Genomic DNA, 22,406 nt, shown 5'->3' with positions numbered 1-22,406 from the left:
CTCGCCTCTGTTCGGAAACAGGCACGCTCATTGCTAATCACATATCGTATACGAAATTCACAATACGATATCCAACAGCACTTTCCGACAACGAGGCCTCTATGAAAAACCCCGCATTTGCCGTAGCCCTCAGCGCTGTTCTCAGTACTTCCTTTATCGCCACCGCCCAGGCTGACAAGCTCGACGACATTATTGGCTCGGGCAAGCTGCGCTGCGCCGTGACCCTCGACTTCCCGCCCATGGGTTTTCGCGATGAAGGTAACAACCCCGCCGGTTTCGACGTGGACTACTGCCGCGACCTGGCGAAGATCCTCGGGGTCGACGCCGAAGTGGTTGAAACGCCCTTCCCCGATCGAATTCCGGCGCTGGTCTCCGGGCGTGCCGACGTGATCGTTGCGTCCACGTCCGACACCCTCGAACGGGCCAAAACCGTCGGCCTCACCGTGCCGTACTTCGCCTTCCAGATGGTGGTGCTGACCCGCGACAACACCGGCATCAACAGCTTCGCCGATATCAAAGGCAAAGCCCTGGGCAACACCAGCGGCACCTATGAAGCCATCGCCCTGGAAAAAGACGTGAAGAACTGGGGCACCGGCACCTTCCGCGCTTATCAGTCGCAAAACGACACGCTGCTGGCGGTCGCCCAGGGTCACATCGACGCCACCGTGGTCACCAACACCGTGGCCGCCGCCACGATCAAGTCGGGTAAATACAAGAACCTGAAAATCGCCGGTAACGCGCCGTACACCATCGACTACGTGTCCCTGGGCGCCAAGCGCAACGAGTATGGCCTGCTCAACTACCTCAACCTGTTCGTCAATCAGCAAGTGCGCAGCGGCCGCTACAACGAGCTGTTCACCAAATGGGTCGGCACCGAGATTTCACCCACCGACCTGACCGTGCCCAAGGTCTATTACTGAGGTGTCCGGCATGCCTAGGCCAACCTCTCTGACCGGTCGCAGCCTGGTCGCCGGTGCCGCACAAGGCGCCTTGCTGTTTGCCGATGTCGGGCTGAGCTTCTGGGGCGGGGTCGACCCCTACAGCGGCGAGGTCATCGACCGTCACCACCCGCTCAGCGGCGAATACCTGGCTGGCCGGGTGCTGGCGATTCCCAGCGGCCGCGGCTCGTGCACCGGCAGCAGTGTGCTGATGGAACTGATCAGCAACGGTCATGCGCCGGCCGCACTGGTACTGGCCGAACCCGATGAGATCCTGACCCTGGGCGTGCTCGTGGCACAGACCATTTTCGAGCGTTCCCTGCCGGTGCTGTGCATCGGCCGGGAGGCCTTCGCCGCCTTGCGCGGCAAGGCCTTTGCTCGGGTCGAAGCATCAACGGTGACCGTGTTCGAACACCTGCCGGGCGATGCCTGGCAGGCACTCGACAGTCCGTTGCCGACAGCAGAAAAAAGCACCTCGATCGAACTCACCGAACTCGATCGGGCGCTGCTCGACGGCAAGCATGGCAAGGCCGCCCAAGTGGCCATGCAGATCGTCCTGCGCATGGCTGAACTGCAAGGCGCGCGACACCTGGTGGATGTCACCCAGGCACACATCGACGGCTGCATTTATACGGGGCCTGCGAGCCTGCGCTTTGCTGAACAACTGGTGCAATGGGGAGCAAACGTACGGGTGCCGACCACCCTCAATTCTATTTCCGTCGACCAGCGTCGTTGGCGCGAGTTGGGCATTGATCCGGCTCTCGGCGTGCCGGCCAGCGCCTTGGGCGATGCGTACATGGCGATGGGCGCGCAGCTCAGTTTTACCTGCGCACCCTACCTGCTCGACAGCGCGCCGAAGGCCGGCGAGCAAATCGTCTGGGCCGAATCCAACGCCGTGGTGTATGCCAACAGCGTGCTCGGCGCACGCACCCTGAAATACCCGGACTACCTGGATATCTGCATCGCCCTGACCGGCCGCGCGCCGTTGATTGGCTGCCATCTGGACGCGCAACGTAAAGCGAGACTGCAAATCGAATTACCGGTTTTGCACGAGTTGGACGATGCCTTCTACCCCCTGCTCGGTTACCACATCGGTGCCCTGGCCGGCAGCAGGATTGCGCTGGTGTTGGGGCTGGAACACCGCAAGCCGAGCCTGGATGACCTGAAAGCCTTCGGCGCTGCTTTCGCCACCACCTCCGCCGCGCCGCTGTTCCATATCGCCGGGGTGACTCCGGAAGCACTCGACCCGACGCAGGTGCTGGAGGCGGATGCCGATGTGCCGGTGGAAAAAATTCGCCTCAAGGATTTGCTGCTCAGCTGGCGTGAGCTCAACAGCGCCCGCGACAGCCAGGTGGATGTGGTCTCGCTGGGCAACCCGCATTTCTCTCTTAGCGAATTCGCGCATCTGGCGCGGCTGTGTCGGGGTCGGCACAAACACCCCGAGGTCGTGCTCGCCATCACCTGCGGTCGCGCGGTGCTGGAGCAGGCCCGTGAGGCCGGACATATCGCGGTGATCGAAGCCTTCGGTGCGACCCTGGTCACCGACACCTGCTGGTGCATGCTCGGCGAACCGGTGATCCCGCTGGCCGCCAAAACCTTGATGACCAACTCGGGCAAGTACGCCCATTACGCACCCGGCCTGGTGGGCCGCAAGGTGCACTTCGCCAACCTCGCCGAATGTGTCGACGCCGCCTGCAGCGCCACGGCCAGCGGTCGTTTGCCGGCCTGGCTGCAATCGGCCGCCTCACTGGAGAGCCACGCGCATGTTTGATTACACCTTCCAATGGCGCGCGACCCTGCGCGCCCTGCCGGACATGCTGGCCGGCGCCTGGGTCACCTTCGAGACCGCTGCGCTGTCGATGATCTTCGGCGTGCTGATCGCCCTGGCCCTGACGGTGATGCGCGAAACCAAACAACCGTTGTTGCGCGGCATCGGCAACGGCTGGGTGTCGATCGCCCGCAACACCCCGTCGCTGTTCCAGATCTACGTCCTCTACTTCGGCCTCGGCTCACTGGATTTGCATGTCAGCTCATGGTTCGCATTGCTGGCCGGGATCACCTTCAACAACGCCGGCTACCTGGCAGAAAACTTTCGCGGTGGCCTCAAGGCTGTGCCGGGCACGCAAGTTCGCGCCGCACGCTCGCTGGGCATGAGTGCCTTCCAGGCTTACCGGATGATCATCGTCCCGCAGCTGCTGCGGATCGTGTTCTACCCGTTGAGTAACCAGATGGTCTGGGCGGTATTGATGACGTCGCTAGGGGTGATCGTCGGGCTGAACAATGACCTCACCGGCGTGACTCAGGATTACAACGTCAAGACGTTCCGCACCTTCGAATATTTCGCCATCGCCGCGGCGCTGTATTACCTGATCGCCAAGGCGATCGTCGCCGTCGCCCGGCTGATGGCCTGGCGACTGTTCCGTTACTGAGGAGGTGACCATGTTGACCACCAGTTTTTCCTGGAATGACCTGTTGTTCTTGCTTGATGGCGCCTGGGTCACTCTGAAACTCACGTTTTGGTCGATCATCCTCGGCTCCTTCGCCGGGCTGCTGTTCGGTTTGCTGCGGGCGCTGTTGCCGCGCGCCAGCCTGCCACTGGCCTGGGTGCTGGACGTGTTTCGCAGCGTGCCGTTGCTGATCCAGTTTGTGTTGTTCAACTCGCTGAAAAGCATCGTCGGCTTGAACATCAGCGCCTTCAGCGTTGGTTGCATTGTGCTCGGGGTCTACGCCGCCGCGTACTTCACCGAAATCGTGCGCAGCGGCGTGCTTTCGGTGCCGTTCACCGTGCGCCGTGCCAGTCGTTCACTGGGCCTGAGTTTCCTCCAGGACCTACGCTGGATCGTCCTGCCGATGGCCACGCGGGTAGCCTTTCCCGGCTGGCTGAACCTGGTCCTCAGTGTGATGAAAGACACCGCGCTGGTGATGTGGATCGGCATCGTCGAACTGCTGCGCGCCTCGCAAACCATCGTGACCCGCATTCAGGAGCCGCTGCTGGTGCTGTGCATCGCGGGCCTCATCTACTACGTCATGAGCCTGGTGGTCGCTCGCCTGGGCGCTCGTCTGGAAAGAAGGTGGCAAGAAAATGATTGAGATCGACAACGTACACAAATCCTTCGGCAACCTCGAAGTGGTCAAGGGCGTCAACCTGACGGTGAACAAGGGCGAGGTGGTGTCGATCATTGGCGGTTCCGGGTCGGGCAAATCGACCCTGCTGATGTGCATCAACGGCCTGGAGCCGATCCAGAAAGGCAACATCCGGGTCGACGGTGTCGAGGTCCATCACAGCGCCACCGACCTCAACCGCCTGCGGCAGAAGATCGGCATCGTCTTCCAGCAATGGAATGCGTTCCCGCACCTGACCGTGCTGGAAAACGTGATGCTGGCGCCACGCAAAGTGCTGGGCAAGAGCAAGGCTGAAGCCGAGGAACTCGCGGTTAAACAACTGACCCATGTCGGTCTGGGCGACAAGCTCAAAGCCTTTCCCGGCAAGCTCTCCGGCGGCCAGCAGCAGCGCATGGCGATCGCGCGCGCCTTGGCCATGTCGCCGGACTACATGCTGTTCGACGAAGCCACTTCGGCCCTCGATCCACAGCTGGTGGGCGAGGTGCTGGACACCATGCGCATGCTTGCCGAAGACGGCATGACCATGGTCCTGGTGACTCATGAAATCCGCTTCGCCCGTGATGTGTCCGACCGCGTGGCGTTCTTTCGCAATGGTTTGGTGCATGAGATCGGCTCGCCTGATCAGGTCATCGGTAATCCGGTGCATGCGGAAACCGCGGCGTTCCTCAAGTCGGTGAAGTAACGGATGGCCCCATCGCGAGCAAGCTCGCTCCCACAGGGTTTGGTGGTGTACACAAAATCGGTGGCCAGCACAGATCAATGTGGGAGCGAGCTTGCTCGCGATGAGGCCCTAACAGACAAAACAAGGAGCAAACCATGCGCTCATCGAAAGTCATTCATGTAGTCAGCTGCCACGCCGAAGGCGAAGTCGGCGACGTGATCGTCGGCGGCGTCGCGCCACCACCCGGGGCCACCGTGTGGGAACAGTCGCGCTGGATTGCCAAGGACCAGACCCTGCGCAACTTCGTCCTAAACGAACCGCGCGGCGGCGTGTTCCGTCACGTCAACCTGCTGGTGCCGGCCAAGGATCCTCGGGCGCAGATGGCCTGGATCATCATGGAACCGGCCGACACCCCGCCGATGTCCGGTTCCAACTCGCTGTGCGTGGCCACCGTGTTGCTCGACAGCGGCATCCTGCCGATGACCGAACCGCAAACCCGGCTAGTGCTCGAAGCCCCAGGCGGGCTGATCGAAGCGGTGGCCGACTGCCGTGACGGCAAGGTCGAACGGGTGGAAATCAAGAACGTGCCCTCCTTCGCTGACCGCCTCGACGCCTGGATCGAAGTCGAAGGCCTCGGCTCGTTGCAGGTCGACACCGCGTACGGCGGCGACAGTTTTGTGATCGCCGACGCCAAGCGCCTGGGCTTTTCCATTCGTCCTGATGAAGCGGCCGAGCTGGTCGAGGTTGGGCTGAAAATCACCCGTGCGGCGAATGAACAACTGGGCTTTGTCCATCCGCTGAACCCCGAGTGGTCGCACATTTCCTTCTGCCAGATCGCGGCTCCCCTCGTCTATGAAAATGGCATCGCCACGGGCGCCAACGCGGTGGTGATTCAGCCCGGCAAGATCGACCGTTCACCGACCGGCACCGGCTGCTCGGCGCGTATGGCGGTGCTGCAGGCCAAGGGCTTGATGCAGGTCGGCGAGCGTTTTATCGGCCGTTCGATCATCGGTTCCGAGTTCCACTGCCGCATCGATTCGTTGACGGAAGTGGCTGGACGCCCAGCAATTTACCCGTGCATTTCCGGCCGGGCCTGGATTACCGGCACTCATCAATTGCTGCTCGATCCGAGTGATCCGTGGCCACAAGGCTATCGACTCTCTGACACTTGGCCTGGGGCCTGAGCACCGCCTTACAAACCCTCACCCAAATCTCTGACCAACGGCTAGCAAAAACCCCCTCGTAACTGAAAAAAGCACTGGCCGAGTCTTTTCACATGCAATATCGTATACGAAATACAAAAAATGAACCGGAGGCAACAATGAGCAAGCGCATTAACTGGAGTGGCGTCTTCCCCGCGGTGACCACTCAATTCAACGACGACTTCTCCATCAACCTGGAAAAAACCCACCAGGTGATTTCCAACGTGATCCGTGACGGCGTATCGGGCCTGGTTGTGTGCGGTTCGGTGGGGGAAAACACCTCGCTGACCGCCGAAGAAAAAATCGCCGTGACCGAAGTCGCGGTCGACGCTTCCCGCGGCCGCGTGCCGGTGATCTGCGGTGTGGCCGAATTCACCAGCGTGCAAGCGGCCAAGGTCGCCAATGCCGTGCGCCGGGTTGGTGTTGACGGGGTCATGCTGATGCCGGCGCTGGTCTACGGCTCCAAGCCGTTCGAGACCGCCGAGCACTACCGCTACGTGGCGAAGAATGCCGACGTACCGCTGATGGTTTACAACAACCCGCCGATCTACAAAAACGACGTCACCCCGGACATCCTGATTTCCCTGGCCGACTGCGACAACGTGGTGTGCTTCAAGGATTCCTCCGGCGACACCCGTCGCTTCATCGACGTGCGCAATGAAGTGGGCGATCGTTTTGTGCTGTTCGCCGGCCTTGATGACGTGGTGCTGGAAAGCATCGCGGTGGGGGCCGAAGGCTGGGTCTCGGGCATGTCCAACGTGTTCCCGAAAGAAGGTGAAACCATCTTCCGCCTGGCCAAGGCCGGTCGCTTCGCCGAAGCCATGCCGATCTACGAATGGCTGATGCCGATCCTGCACCTCGACGCCCGTGCCGACCTGGTGCAATGCATCAAGCTGTGCGAAGCCATCGCCGGTCGCGGCAGCGCCCTGACCCGTCCGCCACGCCTGGCCCTGCCGGAAGCCGATCGGGTTTTCGTCGAGCGGATCATGGCCAAGGCCCTCGCCAACCGTCCGGAACTGCCGGACGTCGGTCTCTGAGTGATTGCCGGGCGGGTCCCTTGCGGACTCGGCCCGGCTACCTGTCTTTGCGCCTCTACAGGAAACGTCAGCATGCCCAATCCTCACAGCACCGCCCGCGCAACCACACCTTCGGGACTCAAGCGTGTCGTGGCCGCCGCCATGGCCGGCACCGTCGCCGAATGGTATGAATTCTTTCTCTACGGCACCGCCTCGGCACTGGTCTTCGGCCAGCTGTTCTTCCGTCAAACCGACAGTCCGATCGATGGCATTCTCGCTGCCTTCGCCCTGTATGCCGTCGGCTTCCTTGCCCGCCCATTGGGTGGCTTGGTGTTCGGTCACTACGGTGACAAGTTCGGCCGCAAACGCCTGCTGCAATTGAGCCTGGTGGTGGTCGGCATCACCACGTTCCTGATGGGTTGCCTGCCCGGTTTCGACCAGATTGGCTACGCCGCGCCCGTGTTACTGGTGCTGCTGCGGCTGATCCAGGGTTTCGCCTTCGGCGGTGAATGGGGCGGTGCGATTCTGCTGGTGTCCGAACACTGCCCGGACAATCGCCGAGGCTTCTGGGCCAGTTGGCCGCAAGCCGGTGTCCCGGCCGGTAACCTGGTGGCGACCGTTGCGTTGCTGCTGTTGTCGTCGAACCTGTCGGAGGAGCAGTTCCTCGCGTGGGGCTGGCGTGTGGCGTTCTGGTTCTCGGCGGTGGTGGTGCTGATCGGCTACTGGATTCGCACCAGCGTCGATGACGCGCCGATCTTCAAGGAAGCCCAGGCCCGGCAGGCGCAAAACAAGCAACAACAGCTGGGCGTGGTCGAAGTGCTGCGTCATCACTGGCGTGCAGTGCTGGTTGGCATCGGCGCGCGGTTTGCCGAGAACATCCTTTACTACACCGTCGTGACCTTCTCGATTACCTACTTGAAACTGGTGGTGCACAAGGACACTTCAGAGATTCTGTTTCTGATGTTTGGCGCGCACCTGCTGCATTTCTTCATGATCCCGCTGATGGGTTATCTGTCCGACCTGGTCGGGCGCAAACCGGTGTACTTGACGGGTGCAATCCTCACCGCGTTCTGGGGCTTCATCGGCTTCCCGATGATGGACACCGGCAACAACTGGCTGATCATCGGGGCAATTACCCTGGGCCTGGCGATCGAGTCGATGACCTACGCGCCCTACTCGGCGCTGATGGCCGAAATGTTCCCGACCCACGTGCGCTACACCGCGTTGTCCCTGTGCTACCAGGTGGCACCGATCTTCGCCGGCTCGTTGGCGCCGCTGATTGCCCTCACCCTGCTCAACAAGTACCACAGCTCGACACCGATCGCCTGGTACCTGGTCGGCGCCGCGCTGATCTCCATCGTCGCCGTCGGCCTGACTCGGGAAACCCGGGGTAAGTCGCTGCACCTGGTGGATAGCGAATCCGCTGCGCGGATCGCTGCCTTGGGCACCGCCGAACCCGCCACTGCACGCCGGGGTGATTCTCTGGCTTGAAACCGCCAAAAGATCGTCCGAACGCGGCCCGAACCTTCGGCAGCTCCTACAGGGATAGCGTGTATCCACGAGTTATCGGGTGTACGCAGCTTGTGTAGGAGCTGCCGCAGGCTGCGATCTTGGCGATCTGGCAAGCAGAAAAAAAGACTTGCCTGAGCCCCCTTTTCTGACAGGAGTTTTTCATGCCCCACATCATCGGCCACAACTACATCGGCGGTGCGCGCAGTGCCGCCGGCAACATCACCGTGCAAAGCCATGACGCCAGCACCGGTGAAGCGTTGCCCTATGCGTTCGCTCAAGCCACCGTTGAAGAAGTCGACGCCGCTGCCCAAGCCGCGGCTGCGGCCTACCCGGCTTTCCGCAACTTGCCGGCGAGCCGCCGAGCGGAGTTTCTCGAGGCCATCGCCGCGCAACTGGAGGCGCTGGACGATGAGTTCGTTGCTCTGGTCACCCGCGAGACGGCGCTGCCGACCGGGCGTATCCAGGGTGAGCGCGGTCGCACCAGCGGCCAGATGCGACTGTTCGCTCAGGTCCTGCGCCGTGGCGATTTCTATGGCGCGCGCATCGACCGCGCCTTGCCCGACCGTCAGCCGCTGCCACGGGTGGACCTGCGTCAGTACCGGATCGGCGTCGGCCCGGTCGCGGTGTTTGGCGCGAGTAATTTCCCGCTGGCATTCTCCACCGCCGGTGGCGATACCGCTGCCGCCCTGGCCGCCGGTTGCCCGGTGGTGTTCAAGGCTCACAACGGGCATATGGCGACTGCCGAACTCGTGGCCGATGCGATCATCCGCGCCGCCGAGCAAACCGGCATGCCCAAGGGTGTGTTCAACATGATCTACGGCGCGGGTGTCGGCGAAGCGCTGGTCAAGCATCCGGCGATCCAGGCGGTCGGCTTCACCGGTTCGCTCAAGGGCGGTCGCGCCCTCTGCGACATGGCCGCCGCACGGCCTCAGCCAATTCCGGTGTTCGCCGAAATGAGCAGCATCAATCCAGTGCTGGTACTGCCCGAAGCCCTGCAACTGAGGGGTGAGAAAATCGCCAGCGAACTTGCCGCGTCTGCGGTGCTCGGCTGCGGCCAGTTCTGCACCAACCCCGGATTGGTGATCGGCATTCGCTCCCCCGAGTTCAGCGCATTTGTTGAATCGCTCAGCGCGGCAATGGCCGACCAGCCGGGGCAAACCATGCTCAACGCCGGCACGTTAACCAGCTACGCCAAGGGCGTGCAGGCGCTGCACGCGCATCCGCACATCAGCCACCTGGCCGGCCGCGAACAACAGGACAAGCAGGCCCAACCGCAGCTGTTCAAGGCCGACGTCAGCCTACTGCTCAACGGCGACCCGCTATTGCAGGAAGAAGTTTTCGGCCCGACTACCGTGCTGGTGGAAGTGGCCGACAAGGCCGAACTGCAACGGGCATTGCAGAGTTTGCACGGTCAACTCACGGCCACCCTGATTGCCGAAGCCGGGGACCTGCAAACCCATGGCGAACTGCTGCCGCTGCTTGAACAGAAAGTCGGTCGGGTACTGTTCAACGGCTACCCGACCGGTGTCGAAGTCTGCGATGCGATGGTGCATGGCGGACCCTATCCGGCCACCTCCGATGCCCGTGGCACCTCGGTCGGCAGCCTGGCTATCGAGCGTTTCCTGCGTCCGGTGTGCTACCAGAACTGCCCGGATGTGCTCTTGCCCGATGCGCTGAAAAACGCCAATCCACTGGGCATCGCTCGTCTGGTCGATGGCAACAGCCATCGCCAACCGGTTTAAAAAACACTAAATGTGCAGCGAAATCCTGTGGGAGCGAGCTTGCTCGCGATGGGGCCATAACATTCAGCATTTATGTCGACTGTTACACCGCTATCGCGAGCAAGCTCGCTCCCACAGGAGGGTTGGCCACCCCCACTTCTTCAGCCCAGCAGTGCCTGCAAGTCGTTGTACAAGGCTTCGGGAATCTGCACGCCCTCCACCAAACTGCGCGCTCGCGCCTCGTAACGCCGTTGCGACGGCAAGCGTGCGCCCTGCCCTTGTATGCTCTGAAACATGACTTCGGCACGGGCCAGGTGCTGCTCGGTGGCCTCGCCGAGAAAGCGTCGCGGATCGAGGGCGATGATCAGCTCGCCGTGGTACGGCGACGACTTGCTGCCTGCGTCGTACGCCAGCGATTCGGCACTGGTCAGGTCACCAATCAACGGCCCGGCGATCAACTCCACCATGGCGGCCAACGCCGAGCCCTTGTGCCCACCGAACGTCAGCATCGCGCCGGCATCGAGCACCACGTTCGCATCGGTACTCGGCTGCCCGTCTGCATCCACACCCCAACCTTCAGGAATCGCTTTGCCGGCGCGCCGATGCAACTCGATCTCGCCACGGGCAATCGCACTGGTGGCGAAGTCAAACACAAACGGATCCTTGCCCGAACGCGGCCAGCCGAACGCGATGGGATTGGTACCAAACACCGGTTGACTGCCTCCCGCCGGCGCGACCCAGGCATGGCTGGGATTACACGCCAGCGCCACCAGGCCGGCAGCGGTCATTTGCTCGATCTCGACCCACAGGGCGGAAAAATGCACACAGCGATTGATCGCCAAGGCCGCAATCCCGTTTGCCAGGGTTTTCTCCTCCAGCAATGGCAGACCCGCCTGAAACGCCAACTGGGAGAAACCACCCGCCGCATCGACCCGCACGATCGAAGGGGCCTGGTCGATCACCCGTGGCTCGGCATCGGCCACCACCTTGCCGGCCCGGAGCGAATTGACGCACCCCAATACCCGATACAAACCGTGGGAGGCGCAGCCATCGCGCTCGCCGGCAATCACCGTGGCGGCCACCGCCTGAGCGTGGGCAAGGTTGAAACCGTTGTGCAGCAAGATCGATTCGGCCAGCTCGCGAGCTTCGGCCAGGGACAGTCGTTTCATCATCAACTCCTTGGACAGACCGCCCAGACTGGCCCATTCCAGACGCCACGGCTTGATCGCTTTAGGCCCGGTCGACGACGAATTCGGCATATCCCGGCAACACGGCCGCTCGTCGGCTGGACCTCACACCACCCCTTGACACCGATTGAGCTCTGCGCGAGTATTATTTACATCGCGTACGATACAAACGTATACGACAGATAAATACCACTTATTGAAACGTTGAGGATTCATTCCATGAGCAAGATCGAAAAAGTACTGTTTACCGGCAAAACCCACACCACGTTCAGCGATGCGACCCGTGCCCACGGCAACCTCGACATCGAGCTGTCGTCGCCAGGTAACGCAAAACCGGCCCACGTGTTCGCAGCCACCCAAGCGCACCCGACCGCCGAGCAACTGTTCGCCGGTGCATGGTCGGCCTGCTACATCTCCGCCATCGAACACATAGCCAAGGCGAAAAAAGTGGCGCTGCCGGCCGATGTGTCCGTCGACATCGAGGTCGATCTGGGCCAGACCGGTCAGGCTTACTTCCTTCAGGCTCGATTCTTTGTCCGCTTGCCGGGCGTGGCACACGACGTCGCAACAGCGCTGGCGCACGCCGCACACGAACTCTGCCCGTACTCGAAAGCGACGCTGGGCAACATCGACGTGGCGGTGAACGTCCTGACGGCGTGAAGATCGCTTTAACCCATCAATTATGTCGCATGCGATATAAGCGCATACGAAAACAATAGAAACTCAGGAAATCATCATGAGCAAGTTCGAAAAAGTACTGGCCACCGGCAAAACCCACACCACCGTCAGCGACGCTGGCAACACCTCGCGCGGCCATGACGGCAGCCTCGACATCATCCTGTCGACGCCTGGCAACGCCAAGCCCGCCCAAGTGTTCGCCGCCACCCAGCCGCACCCGACTGCCGAGTAACTGTTCGCCGGCGCCTGGTCGGCCTGCTACACCGCCGCCGTCGGGCTGGTGGCCGGTGAGATGAATGTAGTGCTGCCGTCTGATCTGTCCGTCGACATCGATCTGGGTCAGACCGGTCCGGCCTACTTCCTTCAGGCTCGATTGACCCTGCGCGTACCGGGCTTGTCGGACGATATCGCGACGACACTGGCGCACACTGCCGATCAAATTTGCCCGTACTCGAAAGCGACGCGGGGTAACATTGACGTGGCCCTGAACGTCCTCACGGCTTGACGCACCGCGCGGCGTTGCTATCGATCGGCATTGTCGATACGCCACATATATCGCATACGCTTTAAGCGCATACGTATTACAAACCCAACACAACGTTGAGGACTCAACCATGAACAAGATCGAAAAAGTCCTGGCCACAGGCAAAACCCACACGACGTTCAGCGACGGTGACAACTCTTCCTGCGGCCTCGCCATCCAGCTCTCGTCGCCTGGAAACCCTAGACTGGCACACGAGTTCGCAGCCATTGTGCCGCACCCAACGGCAGAGCAGTTTTTCGCCGGCGCATGGTCGGCCTGCTACACCGCGGCCGTCGAGCTGGCGGCGAAAAATATGAAGGTGACGCTGCCGCCCAATCTGGCCGTTGATATTGAGGTCGATCTGGGCCAGACCGGTCCGGCCTACTTCCTCCAGGCCCGGCTGAATCTTCGCGTGCCAGGCTTGGCACAAGACGTCGCGACGGAGCTGGCGCACGCCGCAGACCAAATCTGCCCGTACTCGAAGGCAACGCGCGGCAATATCGACGTTGTCATCAACGCCCTGACCGCATGATGCACCGTACGACCGGTTCGACTTTCGCCGTCGAACCGGTCGCCACCGTCAGTTAGAGTCGTTCCGACACAATCGCATACGAGGTATATTTCATTTTTTTGCGAGCCATCCGTCTTTGGCCAACGAGGATGCACATGAAACCCACCGACAACGCCGCCCCCGACAACCTGAAGCTCTCCGAATTCCTGTGTTTTGCGGTCTATTCCACCAACCTGGCCTTCGGCAAGGCTTACAAGCCGATACTCGAGCAGCTTGGGCTGACCTACACGCAATACATCACCATCGTCGCGCTGTGGGAGGAAGATAATCAGACCGTGGGCAGCCTGGGCGAGAAGCTGTTTCTGGAATCGAACACCCTGACCCCGATCCTGAAGAAGCTGGAAGCGATGGGCTTTTTGCAAAGGCAGCGCGATCCCGAGGACGAGCGCCAGGTGCGGATCAGCCTGACGAAGAACGGTCGACAGCTGCGCGAAAGCCAACCGGAAATGGGCCTCGCCGACGCGACGGGCCTGACGCTCGACGAGTTCACGACCATGCAGAAGGCGATCGTGAAGCTGCGCAACAATCTCATCAAGTCGACGAAAGCCGGGGAATGAGCCGGCACACCGATCTGGACATTCTCAAGCGCGCGAACTAGCGCGCCACTTCATCCCGCACCACCCCGCGCTCCTCCAGCAAGCGCACAAACATGGTCAGACTTTGCGAAACAGTCCCCCGGCGCCACACCAGCCAGGTGCGCAAATAGCGGAACGATTCCGATAACGGCCAGACGCTCACGGTGGTGCATCCGGGCATGCTGTTGAGCATGCTGCGGGGCATCAGCGCCAGGCCCGCACCGGCGCTGACGCACGCCAGCATGCCGTGATAGGACTCCATTTCGAAAATCTTGCCGGGCACCGCCGCGTCCTTGGCGAACCAGCTTTCGAAGTGATGCCGGTAGGAACAATTGGAGCGAAAGGCATAGATGTTTTCGCCATTAACATCCCGCGCGCGATGGATGGGGGAATGGTTGAGCGGCGCGATCACCACCATCTCTTCCTCAAACGCCGGCACACCTTCCAGTGCCGGGTGCAGCACCGATCCATCGACAAACGCTGCCGCCAATCGTCCCGACAACACCCCGTCGATCATGGTCCCCGAAGGTCCGGTGGACAGGTCCAACTCGACCTTGGCGTGCTTCTGGTTATACGCGGCCAACAACTCAGGGATGCGCACCGCAGCGGTGCTCTCCAGCGATCCCAAGGGAAACGAACCCTGCGGTTCTTCGCCCGCCACCGTCGCGCGAGCCTCCTGGACCAGGTCGAGAATGCGCCGGGCATAGTCCAGAAAACTCCAGCCGGCCGGCGACAGGCGCAGGCGGCTCTTCTCGCGGATAAACAGGTCCACGCCCAGATCCAGCTCCAGCTGCTTGATCCGCGTCGTCAGGTTCGACGGCACCCGGTGGATGTGCTGAGCCGCCGCGCTGATGCTGCCGTGTTCGGCGACGGCTTTGAAAATTTCCAGCTGAACCAGATCCAAGGCATTCTCCAAACGTGAACGATATGCTCAGTATTATTCAGTTTCCAGAAAACAAACGCCACCGTAACCTGAGCGCATCCCCACCTAGCAGGACGGTGCCATGACCCAAGTTTCCAGCCTCACCCATGCCATTTCGATCAACCCCGCCAACGGCGAGCAGATCGGCCACTACCCTTTCGAATCCGCATCGGCACTGGACGATGCCCTGTCCCGCGCCGCTGCCGGGTTCCGCGCCTGGCGCAGCAAACCGGTTGATCAACGCTCGCAATTGTTGATCGCCCTGGCTCAGGCCTTGCGCGACAACGCCGCCGCGATGGCGAACATGATCACCCTGGAAATGGGCAAGCCGATCTCTCAGGCGCGCGGCGAAATCGAAAAGTGCGCGCAACTCTGCGAGTGGTACGCCGAGCACGGCCCCGCGATGTTGAGCGCTGAACCGACGCTGGTTGAAGGCGGCAAGGCGCGCATTGAATATCGCCCGCTCGGCCCGATTCTCGCGGTGATGCCGTGGAATTTCCCGATCTGGCAGGTCCTGCGCGGCGCGGTTCCAGCGTTGATCGCCGGCAACACCTATGTGCTCAAACATGCGCCTAACGTGATGGGCAGCGCTTATCTGTTGCGGGAAGCCTTCAAGCTAGCCGACTTCCCCGAAGGTGTCTTCGAGGTCATCAATGTCACGCCCGACGGCGTCTCCACTGCGATCGCCGATCCACGCATCGCGGCAGTCACCCTCACCGGCAGCGTGCGAGCCGGCATCGCCATCGGCGCTCAAGCCGGTGCGGCGTTGAAGAAGTGTGTGCTGGAACTGGGCGGCTCCGATCCGTTCATCGTCCTTAACGATGCCGACCTCGACGAAGCGGTCAAAGCTGCCGTGATTGGCCGCTACCAGAACACCGGGCAAGTTTGCGCGGCGGCCAAACGCTTGATCGTCGAGCAAGGCATCGTCGAAGAATTCACGCGCAAGTTCGTCGAATCCACGCAAAAACTGGTTGTCGGTGATCCACTGGCCGCCAACACCTACATCGGGCCGATGGCTCGCTTTGATCTGCGTGATGAACTGGATCAACAGGTGCGCGACACCCTGGAAGAAGGTGCGACGTTGCTGATGGGCGGCAAGAAGGCTGAAGGCGCCGGCAATTTTTACGAGCCCACGGTCTTCGGTGATGTCACCGATCAGATGACCTCGTTCAAACAGGAACTGTTTGGCCCGGTGGCCTCGATCATCACGGCGCGCGATGCGGCGCATGCATTGGCACTAGCGAATGACAGTGAGTTCGGCCTCGCCGCAACCATTTACACACGCAACGTCGAGCTTGCTGAGCAGATGACCGGTGAACTGGAAACCGGTGGTGTGTTCATCAATGGTTATTGCGCCTCCGACCCACGCGTCACCTTCGGCGGCGTGAAGAAAAGCGGTTTTGGCCGTGAGCTCTCGCATTTCGGTGTGCGCGAATTCTGCAATGCCCAGACGGTGTGGCTGGATCGGCGCTGATTGCATAACGATGCCCGGGAGCCTTTTGGCTCCCGGGCTCACGCGCTATTCGTTCAGGTAATACAGCTTGTTCACAATCATCCAGCGGTAATTGATGTTCAGTAGCGACAGATAATCGGTAAATCGCATGCCGAGATACTCATCAGTGACTTTTACCGCGGCGGCATCACCCGTGACATCGACGCTGAGTACTTCCCAAAACGGTTTGACTTCTTTGGCTGCCGGCCCCTCGGCCTTGATCGCGCTGATAAATTCCTCCAGGGATGCCCATTCAAGCTTTTCTTCGTAATGGCCAATGATGCGGCAAGAAGGATGAAAGGCCTGTCGCAGCAAGGCTTCATCAGCGAACACCATGCCTTCTACATAATTGCGGACCACCACGTTGATGTGTTCTTTAGCCAGCAGTTGAGTCGTCATGTCATACCTCCAGCGTTCTCACCATCGCACCGCCGGATCAGGTTGTTCGATCATCCATCCCACCCTGAAAGTCTAGCACCGCGTACTTAACAGTCCCGGACGACGACTATGATGATGGGGGTCACTTGCCTTTCGAGGAGCTGAGAGATGTCGCTGACTCTTTACTACCATCCGCTGTCGTCGTTCTGCCACAAAGTGCTCATCGCGCTCTATGAAAACGCTGTCGAATTCGAAAGGCGGATCATCGATCTCGCCAACGATGCAGACAGAGCAGAGCTGCAAGCGCTATGGCCGCTCGGCAAATTCCCGGTCATCCGCGACCACGCTCGCCAGCGCAACGTGGCAGAGACCACGATCATCATCGAATACCTGGACCGATTTTATGCCGGTGAACATCCACTCGTTCCCAGCGATTGGGACACCGCACTGGAAGTCCGCTTGTGGGACCGTGTGTGCGACCACTATCTACAGGCGCCGCTGCAACAGATTGTGCTTGATCGCCTACGCGGCGCTCACGGCGATTTGAGCAGAGAACGTTCCACACTGCAGACGACGTACGGCATGCTCGACCACCAATTGGCCTCCAGAATCTGGCTCGCCAGTGCAGATTTCAGCCTGGCCGATTGCGCCGCGGCCCCGGCACTTTTCTATGCCAGTACGCTCGAGCCGTTTCCCAACGACTACGGTCACTTGAAAGCCTATTTCGACAGGCTGATGAGCAGACCGTCCGTCAAGCGGGTCATCGACGAAGCCAGGCCATGGTTTTCGTTTTATCCATTTGCGGAGGCCATCCCGGAGCGATTTCGCCAGACGCCGGACAACACCTGACAGGCCTCGAAAGTTCGCCTACCCCACCACGTCAATCAACTGCTCGCGCTGCGCCCCCGTCAGCATCGGACCGAAACCTGCACCGGCATTTTCTGCCATGTAACGCGGGTTGCCGGTGCCGGGGATCACGCAAGTCACCGCCGAATGCGTCAGCAGGAACTTGAGCGCCAGTTGCGCCCAGCTATTGACCCTCACATCCGCGGCCCAGCGCGGTAACGGTTTGTCCTTCAAGCGGGCGAGCAAATCACCGCCGCCGAAGGGCCGATTGCAGATCACCGCCACGCCCCGCTCGCGACACAGCGGCAGAATGCGCTTCTCGACGCCGCGATCGTCCAGGGCATAGTTGATCTGCAAAAAGTCCAATGGCTCAGCCTTGAGCACTGCTTCCACTTCGTCATACGCCGACGCCGTGTAATGGGTGATGCCGATGTAACGAATGCGCCCTTCTTCCTTCCATTTGCGTAAGGTCGGCAAATGGGTTTTCCAGTCCAGCAGGTTGTGAATCTGCATCAGGTCGATCCGGTCGGTCTGCAGCAGTTTGAAGGACTGTTCCATCTGCGCGATGCCTTCTTGGCGGCCACGGGTCCACACCTTGGTGGTCAGAAAGGCCGGCGAGCGCGGTTCATGAATCGACAGCAGTTCACCGGTCGTCTGTTCGGCACGACCGTACATCGGCGAACTGTCGATCACCTTCCCGCCCTTCTCGAACAACGCGCGCAGCACAGCGGGCAGCTGCTTGTAAGCGGGACTTGAAGGCTCGACATCAAAACCGCGATACGTACCCAGCCCGACGATCGGTAAGAGTTCGGCGCTGGATGGAATGGCCCGGGTCAGCATGTTCTTGCCTCCTGTTTCGGTCGACGGCACGGATGCTGCAAAAGCCGGATCGAAGGTGAAAACCGCCGAAGCACCGGCAGCCAGCGTGAGTATTTTTCGACGCGAGTACCCATCAGTGTGGCTCATGGAATTGCCCTTCCATATTTTTGCTGTCAGCCACGGTCCACAGCACTTCTCGCGCCGGACGCACGAGGCTCGCCACGTCAGCATAGCTACCGGCGACAATTCGCCCCTGTTCGACATACAACAAGCACCGCAACCTCCAACAGCACCCGCACGCAGAAATGGAAGGCGAACGCCTAATGCCAGTCAGTTAAGGCGCAGAATCTGTGGGAGCGAGCTTGCTCGCGATGGCGGTCTTACATTCAACACATACGTTGTCTGCCAGTCCGCTATCGCGAGCAAGCTCGCTCCCACAAGGATAGTGGTGCTCAAATCCTTAGCTGAAGCGCCCCTCCCGGTGCGTCGCGCTATCGGTCTACTACACTCTGACAGCGATCAAGCGAGAGCCGTCTTCAGGCCAGAGCCGTCAATGCCGCCCACTAAAGTTAGCCGAATGCCACGAATCCTGGTGTCAATCGTCGTCATCATCGCCGTTGTGTATCTGGCGCTCTGCGCTGCGCTGTTCATCTTCCAGCGCGCCCTCATCTACTTCCCGCAACCCCGCGCTGTCGGCACCTCGGCAACGCTGCTCACGCTGACAGTCGACGACGCGCAGGTGCTGGTCTCCGTCCGACCGCACGAGGGGCCCAATGCATTGATCTATTTCGGTGGCAATGCCGAGGATGTCTCCCGGAGCCTGCCTTCGTTTTCCAAAGCCTTTGCCGATCACGCCCTCTACTTGCTGCACTACAGAGGCTACGGTGGCAGTTCCGGATCGCCCTCCGAGGAGATGATTTCGCGCGACGCCATGACCTTGTTTGACTTGGTCTACGCCACCCATCCACACATTACGGTGGTCGGTCGCAGCCTGGGCTCGGGCGTCGCCGTGCGCCTCGCCAGCCAACGCCCGGCGGCGCGTCTGGTGCTGATCACGCCCTACAACAGTGTTTTAGAACTCGCCGCCCGGCAGTTCCCCATCTTCCCGGTGAAATGGTTGCTCAAGGACACCTTTGAATCCTGGAAGTACGCCGCCCACATCACGGTGCCAACGCTCCTGATCGCGGCTGAACACGACGAAGTGATACCGCGTTCCAGCACCGAGCGCCTCTTCACGCATTTTGCCAACGGGGTGGCGTCGCTGAAGGTCATATCGGGTACGGGGCACAATTCAATATCCGAGAGCCCCGAGTATCTCAAGGTGTTGGGGGGTGGTTTGTAAGTGGCGGTGCCCGCCGCGCCGATACCGGTGTTCGACTAGCGCCGCAGCGGCACTCCGCGCGAAGACAAATGTTTCTGCAAGGTGGGCGCCTTGCGACTTAGGGCAGCAATCGGAACGCCGTGCGAAGTTCCTCGGTAAAAAGCTGCGGCTGTTCCCAGGCCGCGAAGTGGCCGCCCTTTTCGGTGCGCCCGGGCCGTTTCGCGGTCCATTCCCGGCAGGCTGATGGGCGACTTCGAACTATGAATAAGCACCAATCACCCACTTCACTTTTTCAAGCGCCTCACGCAGTGCGCCCATCTCTGCCGACCCCAGCGCCAAGCGAATCGCATGCGGTACATGAGCAGACGTGGCGAAAGGCTCGGCGGTTGAAACCGCCACTTTTTCACGCAGCAACGCCGCGGCGATCTGGTCTGCCCTCGCATCTTCAGACAACGGCAGCCAAAGAAAATAGGACGACGGATGGCGAATGCACGGAAGGCCCGCCAGCACTTCTGCGGCCATGGTCTGTCTGGCTTGCGCATCCTGGCGTTTTTCAGCTTCCAGTTGCATGACGGTGCCATCGTCGAGCCACGTGCTCGAGATCGCCGTCAGCACGCCCGGGGTATTCCAGGTGGTCGCCCTGATCGTTCGCTCCAGCGCGGGCACTTTTTCGGTCGGGGCTGCGACGAAGCCTACGCGCAGTCCCGTGGCCACGCTTTTGGAGAGTCCTGTAACGTACACGGTCCGCTCGGGGGCGAGTTGCGCTATCGGTGCCGGCGGGTTCTCGGCAAGGAAGGCATAGGCGGCGTCCTCGATGATGAGCAAGTCATGCCTGCGCGCAATCGTGACCAGCGACTCGCGCTGATCGGCACTCATCACCCATCCCAGTGGATTGTGCAGCGTCGGCATCGTGTACACCGCCCGCACGCGGCGACTCCGGCACAGACTATCCAGCGCCCTCAGATCAGGTCCCTGTTCGGTCACGGGAATGGGCACGATTTCAAGGTGCAAGGCTTCGGCCAGCACGATGAATCCTGAATAGGTCAGCGCATCCGCTGCTATCACATCACCGGGTTGCAGCAGCGCCATCATCGTCACGGCCAGCCCATGCTGAGCACCACTGACCATTAACACTTGCTCGGCATCCACTGTCAGCCCTCGGGCGAGTAAATGGCGCGCCACCGAGGCGCGCTCATGCAGACGCCCTGCGTGTGGCTGGTAGCGCAACAGGGACTCCAGATCACCGCCCGAGGCGAGCTGGCGCAGTGCATTTCGCAAGAGCTCTGCCTGCCCTGGCAGCGAGGGATAGTTGAAGTTGAGGTCGGTCATGTCCACTGCAACGTTTTTCTGGTCGATACCCAAGCCCGGCGGCAACGACGTCTCCCGCACGAACGTGCCTCGCCCCGTCTCGCCGCTGACCAGGCCCATGGCCTCGAGCTCTGCATAGACCCGACTGGCGGTCACCAGCGCCAGCCCTTCTGTTGCCGCCAGCTGGCGGTGTGTCGGCAAGCGCGTGCCCGGCAACAATCGGCCTGACCGGATGTCAGCCGCAAAAGCATCCACTAATGACTTGTACCGTGAGCGAGGCATGTCGAGATGTATCCATGACAATTTTTTGATTGTAATGATAGTCGATCATACGATGGATCTCTGCAAATTCAGAGTGCCCTCAAATGGAACGGACCCTGCAAAACCCAATGACGGAAAAGACCGCGAGCGGATGGCTCAACGGATTTATCGGCGTACTGATTTTCAGCGGCTCGCTGCCGGCCACACGGTTGGCCGTGCTGGAATTCGACCCGGTTTTCCTGACCGTTGCCCGAGCGGCGATTGCCGGGCTTCTGGCGCTTTGCATGCTGGTGCTGTTTAAAGAAAAACGTCCTGCCAAGCGTCAGCTTTTGCCCTTGGCGATCGTGGCAATGGGCGTTGTAGTAGGATTTCCGCTGCTGACGGCGCTGGCGCTTCAGTACGTGACGTCGGCGCATTCCATCGTCTTCGTTGGCTTGTTGCCACTCGCCACTGCGGTGTTCGGCGTATTGCGCGGAGGGGAACGTCCGCGACCGGTGTTCTGGTTCTTCTCGGTGCTGGGCAGCGCGTTGGTCGTGGGATTTGCCGTCTCTCAAGGCCTGACCGCTTCGCCGACCGGCGACATTCTCATGCTGCTGGCCATCCTCGCCTGCGGGCTGGGTTATGCCGAAGGCGCAAAGCTTTCAAGAACCCTGGGAGGCTGGCAGGTCATCTCTTGGGCGTTGCTGCTGTCGCTGCCCGTCATGGTCCCGCTGACCTGGCTCATGGCCCCGGCTTCGTTCTCGGGAATCACCCCATCCGCGTGGCTCAGCCTGGCGTACGTATCGATCTTCAGCATGCTGATCGGTTTCGTATTCTGGTACCGCGGGTTGGCCCAAGGTGGGATTGCTGCCGTCGGCCAGCTGCAACTGCTGCAGCCGTTTTTTGGTTTGGCGCTGGCGGCCACCCTGCTTCACGAGCACGTCAGCATCGGCATGCTGGGGGTTACCGTCGCGGTGATCCTTTGCGTGGCCGGGGCGCGAAAGTTTTCGAAGTAAGCGAGCGCGACAAGCGTTGCTGCCAGTTTCCGCCATTGGCGCGCTGGCAGGCTTCTTCAGAATCGAACTGCACATGGGCCGATATTGGGCTGACGAGAACGTCCGCTTCGTTTAACGCATTGGCGGTCAACTCGACCATGCGCTCGCCCTGCCCACTGGCCAGCGCCTGATCCTTGTTGGCCTGCGTATCGAAGACCCAGATGACCCGCAGACTGGAGGGAAACAGGTCGTAATCGATCTCGTGGGTCAGCCAGCAGAACCCGAGGATGTCCACTTTGGCCGTCTCACACGCCTCGGTCAGGGTGGCAATCAGGCGACGCTCGATGTGCGCCTGATCGCGTTTGCTTAACGGCATGG

The 22,406-nt window shown here is 61.0% G+C and carries 22 protein-coding genes and 1 pseudogene; 17 read left to right on the top strand and 6 right to left on the bottom strand.

What is annotated here, in order from left to right; genetic code table 11:
• Positions 1 to 101 precede the first annotated feature (101 nt).
• The 9 genes from ACMXYH_RS13020 (at position 102) to ACMXYH_RS12980 (ending at position 10,194) form a co-directional block, all read left to right on the top strand.
• A complete protein-coding gene (locus tag ACMXYH_RS13020) occupies positions 102 to 920 on the top strand; it encodes an ABC transporter substrate-binding protein (protein ID WP_008157204.1) in 819 nt (272 codons plus the stop codon).
• 10 nt (positions 921 to 930) lie between these two features.
• Entirely contained in the window at positions 931 to 2,709 is a 1,779-nt protein-coding gene (locus ACMXYH_RS13015) for a cis-3-hydroxy-L-proline dehydratase (protein WP_415767313.1), read from the top strand.
• Positions 2,702 to 3,367 (top strand): amino acid ABC transporter permease, encoded by a 666-nt coding sequence (locus ACMXYH_RS13010; RefSeq protein WP_008157202.1) that lies wholly within the window; start codon positions 2,702 to 2,704, stop codon positions 3,365 to 3,367. The genes ACMXYH_RS13015 and ACMXYH_RS13010 overlap by 8 nt, the downstream gene beginning before the upstream one ends.
• 10 nt (positions 3,368 to 3,377) lie before the next feature.
• Positions 3,378 to 4,028 carry an amino acid ABC transporter permease gene (locus ACMXYH_RS13005; RefSeq protein WP_008157201.1) on the top strand — a complete coding sequence of 217 codons (651 nt, stop codon included), beginning with the start codon at positions 3,378 to 3,380 and terminating at the stop codon, positions 4,026 to 4,028.
• The gene (locus tag ACMXYH_RS13000; RefSeq protein ID WP_008157200.1) at positions 4,021 to 4,743 is read left to right on the top strand and encodes an amino acid ABC transporter ATP-binding protein; all 723 of its coding nucleotides are present in this window, start codon (positions 4,021 to 4,023) and stop codon (positions 4,741 to 4,743) included. Before ACMXYH_RS13005 ends, ACMXYH_RS13000 begins: the two co-directional genes overlap by 8 nt.
• A 134-nt stretch (positions 4,744 to 4,877) precedes the next feature.
• On the top strand, positions 4,878 to 5,906 hold the full coding sequence (locus ACMXYH_RS12995; protein ID WP_415767312.1) for a trans-3-hydroxy-L-proline dehydratase: 1,029 nt from the start codon (positions 4,878 to 4,880) through the stop codon (positions 5,904 to 5,906).
• A 137-nt stretch (positions 5,907 to 6,043) separates the two neighbouring features.
• Positions 6,044 to 6,961: a dihydrodipicolinate synthase family protein gene (locus tag ACMXYH_RS12990; protein WP_095077304.1), complete on the top strand. Its 918-nt coding sequence runs from the start codon at positions 6,044 to 6,046 to the stop codon at positions 6,959 to 6,961.
• A 72-nt stretch (positions 6,962 to 7,033) separates the two neighbouring features.
• Positions 7,034 to 8,431 carry a fosfomycin efflux MFS transporter AbaF gene (gene abaF, locus ACMXYH_RS12985; protein ID WP_415767311.1) on the top strand — a complete coding sequence of 466 codons (1,398 nt, stop codon included), beginning with the start codon at positions 7,034 to 7,036 and terminating at the stop codon, positions 8,429 to 8,431.
• Between the two features lie 182 nt (positions 8,432 to 8,613).
• Complete coding sequence (locus ACMXYH_RS12980; protein ID WP_415767310.1) at positions 8,614 to 10,194, top strand: aldehyde dehydrogenase (NADP(+)); 1,581 nt, start codon at positions 8,614 to 8,616, stop codon at positions 10,192 to 10,194.
• Positions 10,195 to 10,334: 140 nt separating this feature from the next.
• Here ACMXYH_RS12980 and ACMXYH_RS12975 read toward each other — a convergent pair whose 3' ends face one another.
• Positions 10,335 to 11,342, bottom strand: a complete 1,008-nt coding sequence (locus ACMXYH_RS12975; protein WP_415767690.1) for an Ldh family oxidoreductase — start codon at positions 11,340 to 11,342, stop codon at positions 10,335 to 10,337.
• A 237-nt stretch (positions 11,343 to 11,579) separates the two neighbouring features.
• Between ACMXYH_RS12975 and ACMXYH_RS12970 the strand changes: the two genes are divergently transcribed.
• The 4 genes and pseudogenes from ACMXYH_RS12970 (at position 11,580) to ACMXYH_RS12955 (ending at position 13,689) form a co-directional block, all read left to right on the top strand.
• Positions 11,580 to 12,020 carry an Ohr family peroxiredoxin gene (locus tag ACMXYH_RS12970; RefSeq protein ID WP_134422848.1) on the top strand — a complete coding sequence of 147 codons (441 nt, stop codon included), beginning with the start codon at positions 11,580 to 11,582 and terminating at the stop codon, positions 12,018 to 12,020.
• A 76-nt stretch (positions 12,021 to 12,096) separates the two neighbouring features.
• Positions 12,097 to 12,543, top strand: a pseudogene (locus ACMXYH_RS12965) (OsmC family protein).
• Positions 12,544 to 12,652: 109 nt separating this feature from the next.
• Entirely contained in the window at positions 12,653 to 13,093 is a 441-nt protein-coding gene (locus tag ACMXYH_RS12960) for an Ohr family peroxiredoxin (protein WP_129445010.1), read from the top strand.
• A 134-nt stretch (positions 13,094 to 13,227) separates the two neighbouring features.
• Positions 13,228 to 13,689 (top strand): MarR family winged helix-turn-helix transcriptional regulator, encoded by a 462-nt coding sequence (locus ACMXYH_RS12955; RefSeq protein ID WP_134422844.1) that lies wholly within the window; start codon positions 13,228 to 13,230, stop codon positions 13,687 to 13,689.
• Between the two features lie 37 nt (positions 13,690 to 13,726).
• On the opposite strand, the gene ptrR is transcribed toward ACMXYH_RS12955, so the two are convergent.
• Complete coding sequence (gene ptrR, locus ACMXYH_RS12950) at positions 13,727 to 14,611, bottom strand: putrescine utilization regulator PtrR (RefSeq protein ID WP_149629633.1); 885 nt, start codon at positions 14,609 to 14,611, stop codon at positions 13,727 to 13,729.
• A 100-nt stretch (positions 14,612 to 14,711) separates the two neighbouring features.
• On the opposite strand from ptrR, the gene ACMXYH_RS12945 reads away from it, so the two are divergent.
• Positions 14,712 to 16,103 carry an aldehyde dehydrogenase family protein gene (locus ACMXYH_RS12945; protein WP_415767309.1) on the top strand — a complete coding sequence of 464 codons (1,392 nt, stop codon included), beginning with the start codon at positions 14,712 to 14,714 and terminating at the stop codon, positions 16,101 to 16,103.
• Between the two features lie 45 nt (positions 16,104 to 16,148).
• On the opposite strand, the gene ACMXYH_RS12940 is transcribed toward ACMXYH_RS12945, so the two are convergent.
• Positions 16,149 to 16,520 carry a nuclear transport factor 2 family protein gene (locus ACMXYH_RS12940; RefSeq protein WP_178082689.1) on the bottom strand — a complete coding sequence of 124 codons (372 nt, stop codon included), beginning with the start codon at positions 16,518 to 16,520 and terminating at the stop codon, positions 16,149 to 16,151.
• A gap of 147 nt (positions 16,521 to 16,667) precedes the next feature.
• Here ACMXYH_RS12940 and ACMXYH_RS12935 point away from each other — a divergent pair, with 147 nt between their 5' ends.
• Entirely contained in the window at positions 16,668 to 17,348 is a 681-nt protein-coding gene (locus ACMXYH_RS12935; protein ID WP_415767308.1) for a glutathione S-transferase family protein, read from the top strand.
• Between the two features lie 18 nt (positions 17,349 to 17,366).
• Here the strand turns inward: ACMXYH_RS12935 and ACMXYH_RS12930 are convergent, their stop codons facing one another.
• Entirely contained in the window at positions 17,367 to 18,311 is a 945-nt protein-coding gene (locus tag ACMXYH_RS12930; RefSeq protein WP_415767307.1) for an aldo/keto reductase, read from the bottom strand.
• Between the two features lie 406 nt (positions 18,312 to 18,717).
• Between ACMXYH_RS12930 and ACMXYH_RS12925 the strand changes: the two genes are divergently transcribed.
• Positions 18,718 to 19,506 carry an alpha/beta hydrolase gene (locus ACMXYH_RS12925; protein ID WP_415767306.1) on the top strand — a complete coding sequence of 263 codons (789 nt, stop codon included), beginning with the start codon at positions 18,718 to 18,720 and terminating at the stop codon, positions 19,504 to 19,506.
• 237 nt (positions 19,507 to 19,743) lie between these two features.
• Here ACMXYH_RS12925 and ACMXYH_RS12920 read toward each other — a convergent pair whose 3' ends face one another.
• On the bottom strand, positions 19,744 to 21,075 hold the full coding sequence (locus ACMXYH_RS12920) for a PLP-dependent aminotransferase family protein (RefSeq protein WP_415767305.1): 1,332 nt from the start codon (positions 21,073 to 21,075) through the stop codon (positions 19,744 to 19,746).
• Between the two features lie 83 nt (positions 21,076 to 21,158).
• On the opposite strand from ACMXYH_RS12920, the gene ACMXYH_RS12915 reads away from it, so the two are divergent.
• The gene (locus tag ACMXYH_RS12915; protein ID WP_415767304.1) at positions 21,159 to 22,049 is read left to right on the top strand and encodes a DMT family transporter; all 891 of its coding nucleotides are present in this window, start codon (positions 21,159 to 21,161) and stop codon (positions 22,047 to 22,049) included.
• Here ACMXYH_RS12915 and ACMXYH_RS12910 read toward each other — a convergent pair.
• Positions 21,997 to 22,404, bottom strand: a complete 408-nt coding sequence (locus tag ACMXYH_RS12910) for a hypothetical protein (RefSeq protein WP_129445019.1) — start codon at positions 22,402 to 22,404, stop codon at positions 21,997 to 21,999. The genes ACMXYH_RS12915 and ACMXYH_RS12910 overlap by 53 nt on opposite strands.
• Between the last annotated feature and the right edge of the window lie 2 nt (positions 22,405 to 22,406).

The organism is Pseudomonas frigoris (assembly GCF_047758635.1).
GTDB lineage: Bacteria > Pseudomonadota > Gammaproteobacteria > Pseudomonadales > Pseudomonadaceae > Aquipseudomonas > Aquipseudomonas frigoris.
The sequence above is the reverse complement of the archived record's forward strand: the minus strand, read 5'-3'. Positions and strand labels throughout refer to the sequence as shown.